Here is a 15710-nt window from a genome sequence, read left to right as displayed (position 1 = left end):
GTGCAATTTTAATTTATATTGAACGCTCACAAGAGCATATCAATCTTTTTCTCATCAGATTAGATTATCCGAGTTTTCGGACAGTCTCCCCCTATGAAGTCTGCTGCTCTTTAATTTTATGTATATGCTGACGCATTATTTTATTATTACACCATCTGAAATCTTGGTTAGAAAGCTCTCTAACTGAGTCTTTTTTCTTCCATAACACTCATATATGCTGGTCTGATGATTTTATCCGTGCAAATCATCTCTTCTATTCTGTGTGCACTCCAACCTACGATTCTAGCTACTGCAAACATGGCTGTATAAAGTTCTACCGGTATACCCAGCATATCGTAGACAAATCCACTGTAAAAGTCTACATTGGGACTGACACCTTTATAGATATGTCTTTTATCTGCTATGATCTTTGGAGCAAGCATCTCTATGTTTTCATACAATTCAAGATCTTTTTGCCTTTTCTTTTCCTCTGCCAGTTGTTTTACATAATCTTTAAATACTCTCTCCCTGGGATCAGAAATAGAATATACTGCATGTCCCATTCCATAGATTAAGCCCTTTTGGTCAAATGCATCTTTATCAACAATCCTTCTTAAGTATGCTTCTATCTCATCCTTATCTGAATAATCCTTTATATGCGCCCTAATATCATCCATCATTTCCATTACCTTAATGTTGGCGCCTCCGTGTTTTGGTCCTTTTAGCGAACACATTGCTGCTGCCATCGTAGAATAAGTGTCAGACCCGGATGACGTAACGACTCTTGTGGTAAATGTAGAATTATTACCTCCTCCATGTTCCATATGCAAAATGAGTGCCGTATCTAAAACCTTTGCCTCTGTAAGGGTATATTTCCTGTCTGGTCGCAGAAGCATCAATAGATTTTCCGCGGTGGAAAGCTGTTTATCGGGATGATGAATATACATACTCTCATTTTTTTCATAATGATTGTAAGCATTATATCCATATACTGCCAACAATGGGAACTCACTGATGAGCTGGATGCACTGACGCAGCGAATTGCTGACACTTGGTTCTTTTACCTTTTTATCATAAGATGCCAGGGTAAGAATACTTCGGGTCATGGAATTCATGACATCCTCCGAAGGTGCTTTCATAATGACATCCCTTGTAAAATTGGTTGGCAATGTCCTACACTCTCCAATAATTCTATCGAAGTCTTCCTTCTCTCTTTCATCAGGCAGTTTTCCCATCAAAAGAAGATATGCTATTTTTTCAAATCCAAACTCATTTTGTCCTAAACAATGAATCAAATCTTCCACTCGATAGCCCCGGTACCACAATTCCCCATCGCAGGGAATCTTCTGATTATCAACAATTTTTGAAGACACTATTTTTGATATGTTGGTAAGTCCTGTAAGGACACCTTTCCCATTTTCATCTCTAAGCCCTTTGTTTACGCCATATTCTTCAAATAACCGCGGAGCAATGTTATCATTTTTCAGACAAACTGCTTCCAATTCTTCAAAATAATCATTCATCTGCTCCGTTGTCATCTCTATTCACCTCCAGATTCTCCACCTCACTGCTCATAATAGTTTCCAACTGCTTCATAAGCTGTAGTAACTGAATCAAATTATCCTTTCCAAACTTTTCGAACACCTTCCCGTAATACTTCTTAAGTGTTTCTTCCTGCGCCCTTAACAGGCTTCGTCCGCTTTCAGTAATTGTAACATAGGTGCCCTCACTGCCGTTACCGTCATGAGACCATAATACATGTCCTACGTCTCGTAGCTTTTCTACCATTTTAGAAATCTGTCGCATCGTCATCTGAAGCTTGTCCGCTAAATCCTTCAGATAGACTCGTCCTGAATAAATGTCGGATGTCTCCTCCATTGCAATATATTGTAATGCAATGTATTCCGGGATACTCATTTTCATAAAGATATCTTTTCTATGCTCCCGGTTAAACAAGTGCCTTTGGTATATCAATTCGTTGGACAGCTTTATAATATCTGTATTTCCTATAGTTTCTGCCATATTACTCCTCCTTTATTTAAAATAAGGGAAGCAACAGACTGTCACTTCCCTTCGTAAAAGAGAATGGATTATTTTAATAGCCCATTTCCGGTTGTGCCGGCATTGCAGGTGCTGTTTCCTTAATATTTGCCACAGCAGCCTCCGTTGTTAATAAGGTTGATGACACACTAATCGCATTGGAAAGTGCACTTCTTGTAACCTTGACAGGATCAATAATTCCTGCATCGACCATATTGACGTACTGTTCAGAAATTGCATCAAAGCCTATGCCCTCATCTGACTCCTTTACCTTATTGATGATGACAGCACCCTCTAGGCCTGCATTTTCAGCAATGGCACGAAGCGGAGCCTCCAATGCCTTGGCTACAATCTCTGCTCCTGTTCTCTCATCACCCTCCATGCTTGATATCATGTCATATACTGCCTTTTGTGCGTGAACATAAGCAGATCCGCCGCCACTGATGATGCCCTCTGACACAGCAGCCCTAGTGGCATTTAATGCATCCTCCATACGATACTTAGCTTCCTTCATCTCTGTTTCAGTTGCAGCTCCAATCTTAATAACTGCAACACCACCGCCGAGCTTAGCCACCCGGTCTACCAGCTTATCCCTGTCGTACTCAGAAGCATCTGCAGCCTGTCTCTTAATCATTGCGATTCTTTCTTCAATGTCCTGTTTCTTGCCCTCGCCATCCACGATGGTTGTATGTTCCTTTGTTACTTTAACTGATTTAGTCTGTCCAAGCATATCAACTGTGATATCCTTTAATTGCATGCCAAGGTCATCGAGTACTGCCTGTCCACCTGTCAGAATTGCAATATCCTTTAACATCTCCTTACGACCATCACCATACCCCGGTGCCTTTACAGCTACGACCTTGAGTGTGCCTCTCAACCTGTTTACGATTAGTGTTGTAAGTGCTTCACCCTCTACGTCATCTGCAATAATCAGCATTTCTCTTCCCTGCTGCATTACCTGCTCCAATATAGGAAGAATATCCTTTATATTAGATATCTTTTTGTCCGTAATCAAAATGTATGGATGATTCATATTAGCTATCATCTTTTCTTTATCATCACACATGTAAGCAGATAAATAACCGTTGTCAAACTGCATTCCCTCTACAACCTCTATCTCTGTCTGCATCGTCTTTGATTCTTCTATTGTGATGACGCCATTCTCTCCAACCTTTTCCATTGCATCGGCAATCATTGTTCCGACTTCATCATTACCTGCAGATATTGCAGCAACCTTTGCAATGTGATCTTTTCCGGTTACAGGCTTGCTCATTTTAACCAGTGCTTCAATAGTTGTATCTGCTGCTTTCTTCATTCCTTTTCGCAAAATAATTGGATTTGCACCTGCTGCTATATTTTTCATACCCTCGCCTACTAGAGCCTGTGCCAAAACAGTTGCCGTTGTCGTGCCGTCTCCTGCAATGTCATTCGTTTTGGTTGCGACCTCTTTCACAAGTTGTGCACCCATATTCTCATAAGGATCTTCCAGTTCAATCTCCTTTGCAATCGTAACACCATCGTTCGTAATCAAAGGAGTTCCGTAAGATTTATCCAATACAACGTTACGTCCCTTAGGTCCGATTGTCACCTTTACTGTATCTGCCAGCTTATCAACGCCTGCTTCCATCTTTTTTCTTGCATCGATATCAAACAAAATTTCCTTTGCCATGTTAATTCCTTCTTTCTACATATAAAATAACTGTATTTTTATTTTACTACTCCACAATTGCAATAATATCGGACTGATTTACGATGATATATTCCTCATCCTCCAACTTAACATCTGTACCGGAATACTGAGAATAAATCACACGGTCGCCTTCTTTTACCTGCATTTCTGTTTTCTTTCCATTCTTTTCACTTCCAGGTCCTACTGCAATGACAACAGCTGTCTGTGGCTTTTCTTTTGCACTATCCGGTAATATAATTCCGGACTGGGTTTTTTCTTCTGCTTCCTGCTGTTTTAAAACAACACGCTCTCCTAATGGTTTTAACTGCATAATCATTACCTCTTTTCTTTATTGTTAGCACTCTCTTGTATTGAGTGCTACTTATTTTGCAAAAAATATATGCTTCATATGAAGCATATATAAACATTTTGTTTCCAAACTGTTTGTTTAAAAAGGATTATAGCACATAAAAAACTTATGTCAACCCATTTTTTCAAAAGAAATAAAAAAATAGCACACCGATTACTCGGTGTAACAATTCCTAGTCATTCTCCAACAATCTGTCTATATTATGACTAATCTGCTCAGACACCCGGTTAAATACCGCCAAAGAACTTTCATCAATTCCTTCCACCACCTTGGCGGTTAACTCTGCCCAGAGAATCTCCATTTCCTGACAAAGATGTTCCGACGCATCAGTCAGCTCATATTTCACATATCTACGATCTTTATCATCTCTTTTGCATACAATGTATCCTTGTTTAACAAGATTCTCTAAAGTAGTAGACATATGACCTTTATTCATCTGCGTGTACCGACATATATCCGTCAATGTTGTTATATCATCATAATGAGATAGCAAATAAACAACTTCCAGTTCCAATCTGTTTAGGTTTGTCTTATTTTTTACATCAACCATAGCTTTTTCAAGAAGACGATTAAACTTTCCACCTCTCAAATTTTTTTCAATATTCATCAAAATTTCACTCCTATTTTGTTTTTACTCTTTTTACAAAATATCAAATTAATCCATCAAAATTTTTTTCATGGGACATCTTATCGTTTATCATATCATATCGCCTACATTTTTTCCACATAAACCACCCCAGTATTTCACTGCCCGAGTGCCATCAAATCCTATTTCTATACTCTTACTTCAAATCCGTTCTTGAACATGAATCTTATATCGTCCTTGGATTTCACAATCACTTCCTGTACAAGACTGCTCCAAATCCCGGCATCGAACTCGCAGGTTATGCCGTCCTGCTTTTCCAAAGTGCGAATGAATCCTTTAAACAATTCTCACTTTGCCTTCTTGCTTTCAATCTGCTCTGCGATATCATCATACCCAGCCTTTGCCTTTTCATACCTTGCTGTAAGTTCGGCATAGTGTTTTTCATACTCATCCTGATTTAATGCCACACGGCTGTTCTCTGCAATGGCAATCTGCATCTGCTCCGAAATGACATTAAGTTCTGTGATGCTATCCTGTAAATCCCTGTCAAGTGAATCCGTCTCACAGACCATTTCCATCATAACTTTGGTGTTAGCAAGAATCCACTAAATTTCATTATGGCTTACCCACTGCAGATCTTAGTTGTTGGTCCGTTCTGCCGCTTCATATTCCGTCATCTGTTCGCCTCCACCAACCAAGGAAATGAATCTAAAGTCGAATACGAAATGGAACAGCAGGGATTTGCAGAATAATCTATTGATAATACCGTATACTATAGTGCCTCCTGTGAGTTATCTATTTGCACACAGGAGGTCTTATCATTTATTTTTCCATATTTCTATTTTCAAATGTAACTATCTTTTTCACACATCAGTCTTTCATAGATTATTTCCATACGCTCTATCTCACATTTCATATTAAATTTTTGAATTCTACAAACTGGAATTTGGAGTGTGCTTTATAAATTTTTTCCGATTCCCTCAAGTTCGTTCATGGAATTCTTATTTTTTTCAAGTTCATCTCTGGCTGTTGCATAATATGATTTATTGAAAAGCATGTCCCATGAAAGATATTTTGCCATACAGTCAAACTGCTTATCAATCAGCTCATACTGGATACTGTCTACGGGAGAACCACCTACAACAATCGTGCCCACTTTTTTATTTTTTAACTGCAATCCACGGCAGTAGCACTTATCAATGACTAATTTCAATTGTGCTGACATTCCCCACCAATAAACTGGCGTAGCAAAAAGAATCATATCTGCGGCAGCAATTTTATCAATTGTAGGATTTGTATCATCCTTATCGACGCATCCCTTAGAGCATTGACAGACACCACATCCCCTGCATGGTGCAATGTTGAGTTTGTCGGGTTCAATGATTTCAATTTCATTCTTTTCTGACGCTCCTTTTATAAATGCATTGATTGCTGTCAGCGTGTTTCCTTTTCTGGCACTTCCATTAATGATTACAATTTTCATGCGTGTATCCTCCAACTTTTTCAATTCAAATAACTTTAGGTTGCCTGTCATAAAATATTCGAGAAGAACTCTTCTAGTAAACTATTGATCATCTCCGGTTTATCTGTATTAGAATTATGACCGGCCCCTTCAATCCACTTTAAAGGAATTTTCGTTTTTCGATGCCATTCTCTGTTATACCTTATGCATGAACCGGCATGATCCTTTGTACCACATATCAACAGGGAAGGACATTTGATTTCATAAGGCAGATCCTTTTCCATTGCCTCTGCCAGAATACGAAATCCATGCCCGGCAATTTGTGCATAACGATGCTGATCACCATCATAGACCAGCATCATTTCCTTCATCAGGTTTCTGCCATAATTAGAAGTTGCAACTCCCTTTGTTCCGGATTTCAAAAGCAACTTCCATGGGTAATGTGCATATACTGGTTCCATTCTTTTCAGAAGCCAGATCTCCACTGCTGTCACATAGTTTCTCTGGAGCGGTGCTGAATCAATGGAAATAAAACCTGCCAGCCGGTCAGGATACAATTGTGCATAAGCCTGGCCTACATATCCTCCCATTGATTGACCGATTATAATTGGTTTTATGATTTCTTCTTTTTCAAGAATCCCATTCAGCCATTTTGCCTTATCAAACAAGTCAAAATCAAACCGGAACGGCCAGGAAAAGGCATGAGCCGGTGCATCCCATACAATAATATTATATTTTCCATCGAAGTACGCAACCTGTTTATCAAACAGTCTATGGTCAGCAGTCAGCCCCGGAAGAAATACAAGCGTCGTTGTATCCAAACTCAGAATACTTGACCAATAGTGAATTGTTCCGCAAGGAGTTTGATATGTACTTTCCTTCAACAAATCCACCTCCGCAATTTTCATTTTTCTCAGTTACACAAACTGAAAAACTTTAACTATTTTCATATTGGTTTTTTTTATCAAATACATTCTGCTACATCTCATCCGGTTTTTGACCGTCGTGGGCTTTCCATTGACACTCCGTCAATTTCATATCTGTAAATACCGCTTTAAACGATGAATCTTCCGGACTGCATGCATAAATTCCAAATTTGATTTTTCCTGCACCAGCCCACATATGACAAATCCTCATTTGCTTAAACCGTATGCCATCCTCAGAACATTCAATGCAATAATCATCTTCACGTCTACTGAGACGATACCACATAGATTTAATCTCTGCATCAATTTCCGTAGTTGCCCAATCTGAATATCCATTGTTTGTCACAACACTTCCCAGATGCTGAAAATTGTCATTCTCATATTCTATAGAACCTTTCAACCAATTCTCACTGTCAAGATACATAACCACACCGCACTGATCAAAGCGATGATGGCTTTCCTTAAAATCTGTTTTCACCATAAATGAAAAAAACTTTTCCTCTGTTTCTATCTGCAAAACCGGAGCATTATCATTGCGGAAATGATAGTAAGTTCTTTGCCACAAATCAGTTCCAGGCTGTGTAATAATCTCAATTTTGTCATCTGTCAGCGTGTAATCATCAGGTTCTCTCGTCCACTTAAAATCTTTTATATTCATTTCATTATCCCTCCAACTTCCGATTTCTATTTTCGTTTCCATAGCATAGTGTACTCTTTTTCACCAGTATCTTCATCCAAATCTTCACATTGAATAATGAACCCTTCTCTTTGGTAAAAAGAAATTGCCCTGGCATTCTTCTGGTATACATTTAATCGTAAGCTAACTTTTTTATCCTTAACATAATCTAATAAAAGCTTACCTATGCCACATGACTGCATTTCATCGGAGACAAAAATACCTTCGATATATTCAGCATTTAGTCCTACAAATCCTTGAATCATTTTATCATCTTCATACACATAGACTTCGGATTGTGACATCATTTCTTTCACTAATTCATAATTACTTTTCCAGTATTGATTGGAAATAAAATAATGTGCTTTCAGATTTGTCTTTAACCATATGTCAGCAACTCTATCGATATCTCCGTTCAGCAACTTTCTAATCATAACAAATATTCTCCACAACTACATCCTTTATGCTTTTCTCTTTTATCCATTATATCACAAGCTCACCATTAATCATCAATTTTTTGATATTTTTCTTTTCCCCTACTGCAAAACAGCATCTGAGCGTTTCGTTATATAGAGTGGTACAAATACAGAGCAAAACTAAAATGTTAGCTGGAAATTGATCCTTTTGAATGGAATTTTGTGTCACGAACGTGTTTAGAAAATAACAAAAGCGTTCGTTGTCAGCTAATCCAGCTAACATTTTCGAACGCTTTGAAGCCCGTCGCCAAGAGGATTTGAACCTCCGACCCCTCGCTTAGGAGCTCGAGATACCACTGTAAATACATACAATGATTAGTCAACCTAAGTCAAGGAAATCCTTGGTTTTCCTAACTATTCTGTTACTCCCTGTCAAAATAAGAAAACCTGTTTTCATCTCTGTAAAGCACCTTTCGGTGCTCGTCCGGTGCTCGGAGCACCCGGAGGATATAACCATTCCGTTCCATCGAGTTCACTCAGTTGGCCACCATTACGATTCAGCTTCGTAACAATGATCACTTGGTTTTCTTATTAGATTAACTATATTATAACGTGCTGTAGGTCGGATGTCGATGATTTTTTGACTTTATTTTACTCGGATTTACTTACTGCTACTTCTAGATAAAAAGATGGAAGCAGTTGCTCCGTACTTCCCCATTTTACTGATTCAGCCATACATCATTTTTGCTCATACTATTTTCTCCATATTATTTTCAAACTCTGGTTTCCAGTTTGCAAACTGTACAAGCTGTTCATCCGTGCGGTGATAATATCTTTCATTCTTGTCCAGCTTTGCAATCTGTTCCATTTCTTCATCTGTTTATGCAAAATCAAAGATATCCATATTGTCCTTAATGTGTTCTGCATTTTTACTTCCAGGAATTACAACAAATCCCATCTGAGTATGCCAACGGAGAATAACCTGTGCAGGTGTTTTTCCATATTTTTTGCCAAGTCCTGCAAATACCAACTCATTCATTAATGCTGTATCTCCATGTCCCAGCGGATACCAGCTCATAAGCTTAATTCCATATTTGTCTAAAGTTACACGAAGTTCTTTCTGTGTGAAATATGGATGTGCTTCCACCTGAATAAACTGAGGTACAATTTTCCACTTTGTTTCCAACTCTTCCATATATTTTCCTTCAAAATTCGAGATACCAATGGATTTTGCTTTGCCCTCTCTATACGCTTTTTTCAAGCATTCTGTATCCGGCAAGCCAGTTGCCTGCAGGCTGGTGTATATAAAGTAAATCCACATAATCAACACCAAGTCTTTCTAGAATTTCTTCTACAGTATTCTCATTTTCATATTTACTAGCCCATATTTTTGTTGATAGAAATATATTTTTTCTATCAATTCCACTATCCTTGATTGCTCTTCCAACTGCACGCTCATTTACATAAGTATTTGCTGTATCAATTAGGGAATATCCCATTTTTAATGCCTCTAATGTACTTGTGTAGGCATCCTCTGGTGATAACATAAAAGTTCCTAGTCCAAGCATTGGACATTCCAAATTGTTATTCAACTTCATATTTTCCATCTTTTTAGTCCTCCTGAAATTTTTCTTTATCAAGCATTTTTATTACTTTTGCCGGATTTCCAACTGCTACTGCATAATCCGGTACATCCTTTGTCACTACAGATCCAGCTCCCACAATTGCGTGTCTTCCGATACATACTCCCGGAAGTATCGTAGCTCCAGCTCCTACCCAGGCATATTCTTTTATCAGAACAGGCTTACAAGTCAGAGTACACAAATCATATGGATCATGATTATTGGAAATAAGCTGTACATTTGCAGCAATCATAGCATTGTCTTCAATCGTTATTCCACCTCTTGCCATTGCAAGAAGATTAGAATTGATAAATACATTCCTGCCAATCTTTACGCTTCCAACACATGCTCCATTAAGCGGTGGTGATATCATACTCCCATCTCCTAGGTTATTTCCAAACAATTCCTTTAATAAATGATTATATTCATCAGTAAAAGGCATTGTATGATTAATCTGAAATAATATTTTTGTCTGACGTTGCCCTTCTGTACTTTCTTTTATTGACGCAGTTCTTACATCAACACGTATTTCCTTGCATTCCATTTTTCTAACCTCTACCTTCGATTAGCATACTACTTGAAGTTAACTCCAAGTCAAGAGCTTTTGATTTTTTCTTCATAAACGCTGGTATGACGCAGACTGTGGAAGACCCAAGACTCGCTACTGGCGGTTGGTTAGACCTTACCAGACAGGCATTCCACCTGCTAGACTACTCGCCCTTATCTGGGCGCACAATCCCGATTTGACGGTAATTTCTGTTTCTCTACATCCTACAAGCCCAGATAAAACTAATATACACAGACTAAATAACAGTACTCTTTTCAAACTCATAATTTCTTTCCAAGTTCATATGCTTTTTTCATCACATCAGCATGGCTTGCAGCTATATTTGCAGCATCAATTCCACCGCCACCGACCATGCCTTTCAAGGAAGCCTTTTCGAAACAGTCTACCCAGCCTTGCAGACCATTGTAGGCTTTTTCAAATGCACTTTCATCATTCTCAGCGGCAGTTGCAATCATATAAATATCTCTGAATGAATAATCTGTCGAATATAAAGGATTCAATCTATCAAGAAGTGTTTTCATCTGGCCACACATCTCATAGTAATAAATTGGTGTTGCATAGACAATGACCTCCGCATCCTTTACTTTTGCCATAATATCTGCAACATCATCCTTCAGTACACACATCCCATTCCTCTGACAGGATAGACAACCGATACAATATTTTATATCTTTTCCTTTCAAAGAAAGAAGTTCCACATCATGCCCGGCTTCTTTTGCTCCCTTTGCACACTCATTTGCAAGTATATCAGAATTGCTGCCTCCTCGAAGACTTGTCGATATGATCAATACTTTTTTTGCCATGATTAAATTTCTCCTTTTTCAGTGTCTTTTTTAACCTTCCGTATAACTTTCGCAGGCACTCCTGCCGCAATCATATTGGCCGGAACATCTTTTGTTACAACTGCTCCGGCTGCAATGACCGAACCTTCACCAATCGTAACCCCCGGAAGAACCGTTACATTTGCTCCAAGCCACACTTTTTTTTCGATGTGAATCGGCTGAAATATCATACCTGCTCTTTTCTCGGGATCTTCCATATGATTGATCGTTGCCAATACTGCATTATGTCCAATCAGGACTCCATCCTCTATATAAATACCACCCTGATCCTGAAACTTACATCCTGCATTAATAAAAACATTTTTACCTATATGGATATTTCGTCCGCAGTCTGTATAAAACGGAGGAAACATTCCAAAACTTTCATCTATTTTTTGTCCGGTAAGTTCCGACATAAGCTGTATAATTTCTTCTTTTGTATGATATTTGTTATTCAGCTCCATCGTTATCTTTAATGCCCTTTGAGACAGCTCATGCATAACCAGATGTTCTTCACTTCCACCATCTACGATATATCCGGGCTTCATATTACTCAAATATTCTTCACACGTCATAATTAACCAACTCCGTTTTCTTTAAAAAATTTCTGAATTTTGTCAAATGGGATCACATCCGGATTATCGTATAGATCTGTATGAACAGCTCCCGGAATTGTCAGCAGTTCTTTATTGGATGTGTACTTGCTGTTCTTGATTATATTTTCATAAGCATCTTTTCCAAAATAATAGCTGTGTGCTTTTTCTCCATGAACGATAAGGACTGCACTTCTGATTTCATTACTATACTTTAATATTGGCTGATTCATAAATGACATACATCCAATACTGTTCCAGCCATCATTTGAATTCAGGCTCCTTTTATGATAACATCTGCCTTTATAATACTCACTGTAATCTTTTACGAAGAAAGGTGCATCTTCCGGAACCGGAAGGGGAACACAACCACCGCCTCTTGAATATTCGCCTTTACGGTATTCTTCTGTCCTGAGGGTATTCAGTGACTGTTTCTTTGCATAACGTGCTTCTTCACTGTCCTCAGAATCAAAGTATCCATTCGCATTTACTCTTGTCATATCATACATGGTAGAAGCAATGGTTGCTTTTATTCTTGTATCCAACGCAGCTGCGTTAAGAGCCATTCCACCCCAGCCGCAGATTCCAATGATTCCTATTTTATCCGGATCCACATCTTCCCGAACAGAAAGGAAATCAACAGCAGCCATAAAATCTTCTGTATTAATATCTGGAGAAGCCATAAATCTTGGATAGCCTCCACTTTCCCCCGTAAAAGAAGGGTCAAATGCAATTGTTAAATATCCTTTTTCAGCCATTGTCTGTGCATATAATCCGGAACACTGTTCTTTGACTGCCCCAAATGGTCCGCTTACGGCAATCGCAGGATATTTCCCAGATGCATTTTTCGGTTTATACAAATCTGCGGCAAGTGTGATTCCATAACGATTTACAAATGTCACTTTCTTATGGTCTACTTTTTCACTCTGTGGAAAAGTTTTATCCCATTCAGATACCAGCTTTAATTTTTCTGTTTTTAACGTATTTAACATCCTCCATATGCAAAATTTCTTGTAATTACACTAACAATAGTATATGATATAAATATCTTACAACCTAAAGTTAACTTTAGGTCAAGTATAAATTTGAAAGAAGGTTTTTTATGTATACAATCGGTCAGGTCTCTGCAATGTTTAATCTTCCTGTTTCTACATTAAGGTATTATGACAAGGAAGGCTTTTTCCCTAATCTGGAACGTAAGGGAAATATCCGTTATTTCAGCGATAATGAATTAGAAGCACTTCGTATCATTGAATGTCTGAAGAAATCCGGTCTTGAGATAAAAGATATAAAGCAATTTTTTATCTGGGTATCTGAAGGCAGCTCCAGCTATGAAAAAAGGAAAGAATTATTTGAAACCAGAAAATCAGCTGTTGAAACTGAAATTCAGGCACTTCAAAAAACTCTCTCCCTCTTAAAATTCAAGTGCTGGTATTACGAAACAGCAATGAAAGATGGTAACGAAGATGCTATAAATGCCATGTTGCCTGACAAACTTCCAAAAAATATACAGAAACTATATGATAAAGGGCATGACTGATTTTTGCTTTCTCCATCAAACTGGAAATTGTTACACTTAAAAAAGCGGAATTTCACCATCATAGTTTTCTGCTTTTTCCAATAGCGGTCCTTTAGCTCCCATCGTAAACGCGATGTCGCTACTGCGGATAGAGAGCAGCTCCATTCCGGGTCTCACCTTCAAAAAATCCATCATTTTCTTCGTAAGAAGAATTTGCCCCTCCTGTGAAATTTCTACCCAGCAGTAGGAACGCCCCTTGTATTTGATAAATTCGCCAGAACCTGCTGAGTAGTCAAGCAACGGTGGAGTATCGTCCAAAATGTGACCAAGTTTTGACGGATATGCTACCAGCATTTGGTTTCCGATTGTTATGTTGAATTCTGAGGATAACTCAGTATCAACCATGTCGAAAAGAAATGTGAGAGCCAAATAATAATCCCCCAGCTCTGCCCATTCTGTGTCCGATTTTAACGCCTTTATTGCCTCCGTAATCATTTCTTTAAAATCCTGAAGAAAGGCTTGTTTCTTCTCACTCACTTCAGCAGTTCTCTGAGTCTCCTGATATTCCTGTATGACCCCTTTCATATCAATCCGATTGGACTGCAGCTTATTCTGCAAAGCTAACATTTTCTGTATATCGTTGATCTGTGACCACCAAAGAAATATAGACCACACGAGATTGGCTACAGCTTCCGGTGCTTCTGTTTCATCTACTGCATCCTGAATTCTTCTATTTAGTTTTTCATTCTTTTATTGACAAAACTCTCGCATTTCCGATATTTTTGTTAATTTTTTCAAACAGAAGTCCTACTTCTTCTAAGTTCTACATTTTCTAATGAGTAAAAAATTTACCGAAATTAAACATCTAATTAAAAAAATAATTATCTATACAGGGAGGACAAAATCTTGACAAATTCATTTCCATTTTACAAAAGCCCCTTAGATTCCAACAGTGATCCATCAGATATCATGACTGTCGCTGAAGTTGCCGCCTTTCTCGGTGTTGGTAAAAATCGTATTTATGAACTACTTAATGAAGGAACTATCAAAGGATTCCGTATGGGAAGGACTTGGAAAATCAGCAAACTGGCATTAGAAAAATATATTAGAGAAGCTTCAGGATTGTAATATGAAAGTGTAAAATGGTAGTGTAAAATAGTTTGTGTTTTGGGTAAAAAATAACTCCTTTTTGGTAAGAATTCAGATATGACAATTCTCTGATCCTGAAGCAATCGAGTAATTAAACTTCCAAGTCGAGCTTCTCCCTGAACCTGTCCAATCACCTCTCGCCTGTCCGATTGTCTCTCCTTCTGCACGTCCAATCGCTTTTCCCTCAGCTTTAAGTCTTTCAGATTCCAGTTCCAGAACTTTTCCTCCCATAATTTCACCTATTCCCTTCCGAACATCTTCTTTTCGTAAGATATAGAGTACATTATATATTACCAATATTTCTTCACATAATTAACAGCATCTTCTTCAGATAAAGAAAACTCTTCCATTACATTTTTAACAACAGCTTCCTTATCAAGTTTAAATTTCTTACAGGTTCTAATTGCACCAGCAATCATGCCTTCCTGAATTCCCTCAGCTTTAAGTCTTTCAGATTCCAGTTCCAGAACTTTTCCTCCCATAATATCACCTATTCCTTTCCGGACATCTTCTTCCTTACGGAAGATATAATCCGCAATCTTTACAATTAGCTTTGTCAAATCTGTATACAGTTCCGATTTACCTGTTTCTGTCAGTTCTTTCTCCAGATTTACCCTGATTTCTTCATATTCGTTTAAAAGCATCTGGAATAATTCCGGATTGTTATTAAAATCATGTCCCTTTTTCTCGTATCTCATAATATAAAATGGCAACAGCATTAACAGGTTTTTCTCAAAGATGCTGTCTTTTGTATAATCAGCCATTTTTATAGCAGGTATGGAATATAAATATGTATTTCCATCCGGAAAAACTACATCTGCCTCCAGATAATCCGGCGTGTTTCCAGAACTTCGCAGAAACAGTACGCAGGACTTTGGAAATTCTATCCGGTATCTGCGTCCCTGCTTTTCTGCATGTTCTATGCCAATTGTAAAATTATATTCGATCATTCTTATTACCATCGTCATGTCGTCTGTGCTCTGACACTCGATATGGTACATTTTCTTTCCGATCAGAAGACAGGAATCTGTAATAATCTCTCCATCCTCCTGCTGATGTTCATTGCGAAGCTGTGTGATCTTCACATCTTCCGGATATGATGTATGGAATACTTCATTGATCAGTGGCACTGCCAGATATGGCATCTTCTCGATCATTGTACGAAATACATCATCAAAAATCGTATTATTCATATAACACTCCTTTTTGTACTTACATTATAACATTTTGACGGGTTTTATTGAATACTTAATCTCTTTGAAATTATGTATTTTTATCTTTGGAATCAGTGGCAGATATTGCCTGAAAAATCGC

At 38.1% G+C, this 15710-nt stretch carries 21 protein-coding genes; 2 read left to right on the top strand and 19 right to left on the bottom strand.

Features of this window, described 5'->3' with window-relative positions; all coding sequences use genetic code 11:
- Positions 1-179: 179 nt before the first annotated feature.
- From ACTNC0_RS15655 to ACTNC0_RS15580, 16 genes are all read right to left on the bottom strand, one after another.
- On the bottom strand, positions 180-1517 hold the full coding sequence (locus ACTNC0_RS15655; protein ID WP_154431022.1) for a citrate/2-methylcitrate synthase: 1338 nt from the start codon (positions 1515-1517) through the stop codon (positions 180-182).
- On the bottom strand, positions 1495-2001 hold the full coding sequence (locus tag ACTNC0_RS15650; RefSeq protein WP_441088101.1) for a MarR family winged helix-turn-helix transcriptional regulator: 507 nt from the start codon (positions 1999-2001) through the stop codon (positions 1495-1497). The genes ACTNC0_RS15655 and ACTNC0_RS15650 overlap by 23 nt, the downstream gene beginning before the upstream one ends.
- A 73-nt stretch (positions 2002-2074) precedes the next feature.
- A complete protein-coding gene (gene groL, locus ACTNC0_RS15645) occupies positions 2075-3688 on the bottom strand; it encodes a chaperonin GroEL (protein WP_441040325.1) in 1614 nt (537 codons plus the stop codon).
- A gap of 46 nt (positions 3689-3734) precedes the next feature.
- Positions 3735-4019, bottom strand: a complete 285-nt coding sequence (gene groES, locus ACTNC0_RS15640; protein WP_075681758.1) for a co-chaperone GroES — start codon at positions 4017-4019, stop codon at positions 3735-3737.
- Positions 4020-4230: 211 nt separating this feature from the next.
- On the bottom strand, positions 4231-4665 hold the full coding sequence (locus tag ACTNC0_RS15635; RefSeq protein ID WP_154431024.1) for a MarR family winged helix-turn-helix transcriptional regulator: 435 nt from the start codon (positions 4663-4665) through the stop codon (positions 4231-4233).
- A gap of 326 nt (positions 4666-4991) precedes the next feature.
- Positions 4992-5225 carry a hypothetical protein gene (locus tag ACTNC0_RS15630; RefSeq protein WP_441088100.1) on the bottom strand — a complete coding sequence of 78 codons (234 nt, stop codon included), beginning with the start codon at positions 5223-5225 and terminating at the stop codon, positions 4992-4994.
- A gap of 377 nt (positions 5226-5602) precedes the next feature.
- A complete protein-coding gene (locus ACTNC0_RS15625; RefSeq protein WP_062807680.1) occupies positions 5603-6127 on the bottom strand; it encodes a flavodoxin family protein in 525 nt (174 codons plus the stop codon).
- 47 nt (positions 6128-6174) lie between these two features.
- Positions 6175-6990 (bottom strand): alpha/beta fold hydrolase, encoded by an 816-nt coding sequence (locus ACTNC0_RS15620; RefSeq protein WP_441088099.1) that lies wholly within the window; start codon positions 6988-6990, stop codon positions 6175-6177.
- A gap of 94 nt (positions 6991-7084) precedes the next feature.
- Positions 7085-7690 (bottom strand): DUF1349 domain-containing protein, encoded by a 606-nt coding sequence (locus tag ACTNC0_RS15615; RefSeq protein ID WP_021650112.1) that lies wholly within the window; start codon positions 7688-7690, stop codon positions 7085-7087.
- Positions 7691-7716: 26 nt separating this feature from the next.
- On the bottom strand, positions 7717-8142 hold the full coding sequence (locus tag ACTNC0_RS15610; protein WP_118331672.1) for a GNAT family N-acetyltransferase: 426 nt from the start codon (positions 8140-8142) through the stop codon (positions 7717-7719).
- A gap of 862 nt (positions 8143-9004) precedes the next feature.
- The gene (locus tag ACTNC0_RS15605; RefSeq protein WP_441088098.1) at positions 9005-9445 is read right to left on the bottom strand and encodes an aldo/keto reductase; all 441 of its coding nucleotides are present in this window, start codon (positions 9443-9445) and stop codon (positions 9005-9007) included.
- Complete coding sequence (locus ACTNC0_RS15600; RefSeq protein WP_441088097.1) at positions 9369-9731, bottom strand: aldo/keto reductase; 363 nt, start codon at positions 9729-9731, stop codon at positions 9369-9371. The genes ACTNC0_RS15605 and ACTNC0_RS15600 overlap by 77 nt, the downstream gene beginning before the upstream one ends.
- Positions 9732-9735: 4 nt before the next feature.
- Positions 9736-10119, bottom strand: coding sequence for an acyltransferase (locus ACTNC0_RS15595; RefSeq protein ID WP_441088096.1), 384 nt, complete (start codon positions 10117-10119; stop codon positions 9736-9738).
- Positions 10120-10574: 455 nt separating this feature from the next.
- The gene (locus ACTNC0_RS15590) at positions 10575-11117 is read right to left on the bottom strand and encodes a flavodoxin family protein (protein WP_118198810.1); all 543 of its coding nucleotides are present in this window, start codon (positions 11115-11117) and stop codon (positions 10575-10577) included.
- 2 nt (positions 11118-11119) lie between these two features.
- The gene (locus tag ACTNC0_RS15585; protein WP_118512141.1) at positions 11120-11710 is read right to left on the bottom strand and encodes a sugar O-acetyltransferase; all 591 of its coding nucleotides are present in this window, start codon (positions 11708-11710) and stop codon (positions 11120-11122) included.
- Positions 11711-11712: 2 nt separating this feature from the next.
- Complete coding sequence (locus tag ACTNC0_RS15580) at positions 11713-12720, bottom strand: alpha/beta hydrolase (protein WP_441088095.1); 1008 nt, start codon at positions 12718-12720, stop codon at positions 11713-11715.
- A 110-nt stretch (positions 12721-12830) separates the two neighbouring features.
- Between ACTNC0_RS15580 and ACTNC0_RS15575 the strand changes: the two genes are divergently transcribed.
- Positions 12831-13268 carry a MerR family transcriptional regulator gene (locus ACTNC0_RS15575; protein WP_441088094.1) on the top strand — a complete coding sequence of 146 codons (438 nt, stop codon included), beginning with the start codon at positions 12831-12833 and terminating at the stop codon, positions 13266-13268.
- 36 nt (positions 13269-13304) lie between these two features.
- Here the strand turns inward: ACTNC0_RS15575 and ACTNC0_RS15570 are convergent, their stop codons facing one another.
- On the bottom strand, positions 13305-13784 hold the full coding sequence (locus ACTNC0_RS15570; RefSeq protein ID WP_441088093.1) for a hypothetical protein: 480 nt from the start codon (positions 13782-13784) through the stop codon (positions 13305-13307).
- A 369-nt stretch (positions 13785-14153) separates the two neighbouring features.
- On the opposite strand from ACTNC0_RS15570, the gene ACTNC0_RS15565 reads away from it, so the two are divergent.
- The gene (locus ACTNC0_RS15565) at positions 14154-14375 is read left to right on the top strand and encodes a helix-turn-helix domain-containing protein (RefSeq protein WP_441088092.1); all 222 of its coding nucleotides are present in this window, start codon (positions 14154-14156) and stop codon (positions 14373-14375) included.
- A gap of 72 nt (positions 14376-14447) precedes the next feature.
- Here ACTNC0_RS15565 and ACTNC0_RS15560 read toward each other — a convergent pair whose 3' ends face one another.
- Together ACTNC0_RS15560 and ACTNC0_RS15555 are read right to left on the bottom strand one after the other, a co-directional pair.
- On the bottom strand, positions 14448-14627 hold the full coding sequence (locus ACTNC0_RS15560) for a hypothetical protein (RefSeq protein WP_441088091.1): 180 nt from the start codon (positions 14625-14627) through the stop codon (positions 14448-14450).
- Positions 14628-14686: 59 nt separating this feature from the next.
- On the bottom strand, positions 14687-15589 hold the full coding sequence (locus tag ACTNC0_RS15555; RefSeq protein ID WP_441088090.1) for a hypothetical protein: 903 nt from the start codon (positions 15587-15589) through the stop codon (positions 14687-14689).
- Positions 15590-15710 lie beyond the last annotated feature (121 nt).

Source organism: Blautia sp. HCP3S3_B11, from assembly GCF_052064435.1.
Lineage (GTDB): Bacteria > Bacillota > Clostridia > Lachnospirales > Lachnospiraceae > Blautia_A.
The sequence above is the reverse complement of the archived record's forward strand: the minus strand, read 5'-3'. Positions and strand labels throughout refer to the sequence as shown.

Bases quoted from the DNA above. Each gene is read 5' to 3' on its own strand.
- ACTNC0_RS15655 (WP_154431022.1), bottom strand. From the start codon at position 1,517: ATGACAACGGAGCAGATGAATGATTATTTTGAAGAATTGGAAGCAGTT.
- ACTNC0_RS15650 (WP_441088101.1), bottom strand. From the start codon at position 2,001: ATGGCAGAAACTATAGGAAATACAGATATTATAAAGCTGTCCAACGAA.
- groL (WP_441040325.1), bottom strand. From the start codon at position 3,688: ATGGCAAAGGAAATTTTGTTTGATATCGATGCAAGAAAAAAGATGGAA.
- groES (WP_075681758.1), bottom strand. From the start codon at position 4,019: ATGCAGTTAAAACCATTAGGAGAGCGTGTTGTTTTAAAACAGCAGGAA.
- ACTNC0_RS15635 (WP_154431024.1), bottom strand. From the start codon at position 4,665: ATGAATATTGAAAAAAATTTGAGAGGTGGAAAGTTTAATCGTCTTCTT.
- ACTNC0_RS15630 (WP_441088100.1), bottom strand. From the start codon at position 5,225: ATGATGGAAATGGTCTGTGAGACGGATTCACTTGACAGGGATTTACAG.
- ACTNC0_RS15625 (WP_062807680.1), bottom strand. From the start codon at position 6,127: ATGAAAATTGTAATCATTAATGGAAGTGCCAGAAAAGGAAACACGCTG.
- ACTNC0_RS15615 (WP_021650112.1), bottom strand. From the start codon at position 7,690: ATGAATATAAAAGATTTTAAGTGGACGAGAGAACCTGATGATTACACG.
- ACTNC0_RS15610 (WP_118331672.1), bottom strand. From the start codon at position 8,142: ATGATTAGAAAGTTGCTGAACGGAGATATCGATAGAGTTGCTGACATA.
- ACTNC0_RS15605 (WP_441088098.1), bottom strand. From the start codon at position 9,445: ATGTGGATTTACTTTATATACACCAGCCTGCAGGCAACTGGCTTGCCG.
- ACTNC0_RS15600 (WP_441088097.1), bottom strand. From the start codon at position 9,731: ATGGAAAATATGAAGTTGAATAACAATTTGGAATGTCCAATGCTTGGA.
- ACTNC0_RS15595 (WP_441088096.1), bottom strand. From the start codon at position 10,119: ATGATATCACCACCGCTTAATGGAGCATGTGTTGGAAGCGTAAAGATT.
- ACTNC0_RS15590 (WP_118198810.1), bottom strand. From the start codon at position 11,117: ATGGCAAAAAAAGTATTGATCATATCGACAAGTCTTCGAGGAGGCAGC.
- ACTNC0_RS15585 (WP_118512141.1), bottom strand. From the start codon at position 11,710: ATGACGTGTGAAGAATATTTGAGTAATATGAAGCCCGGATATATCGTA.
- ACTNC0_RS15580 (WP_441088095.1), bottom strand. From the start codon at position 12,720: ATGTTAAATACGTTAAAAACAGAAAAATTAAAGCTGGTATCTGAATGG.
- ACTNC0_RS15575 (WP_441088094.1), top strand. From the start codon at position 12,831: ATGTATACAATCGGTCAGGTCTCTGCAATGTTTAATCTTCCTGTTTCT.
- ACTNC0_RS15560 (WP_441088091.1), bottom strand. From the start codon at position 14,627: ATGGGAGGAAAAGTTCTGGAACTGGAATCTGAAAGACTTAAAGCTGAG.
- ACTNC0_RS15555 (WP_441088090.1), bottom strand. From the start codon at position 15,589: ATGAATAATACGATTTTTGATGATGTATTTCGTACAATGATCGAGAAG.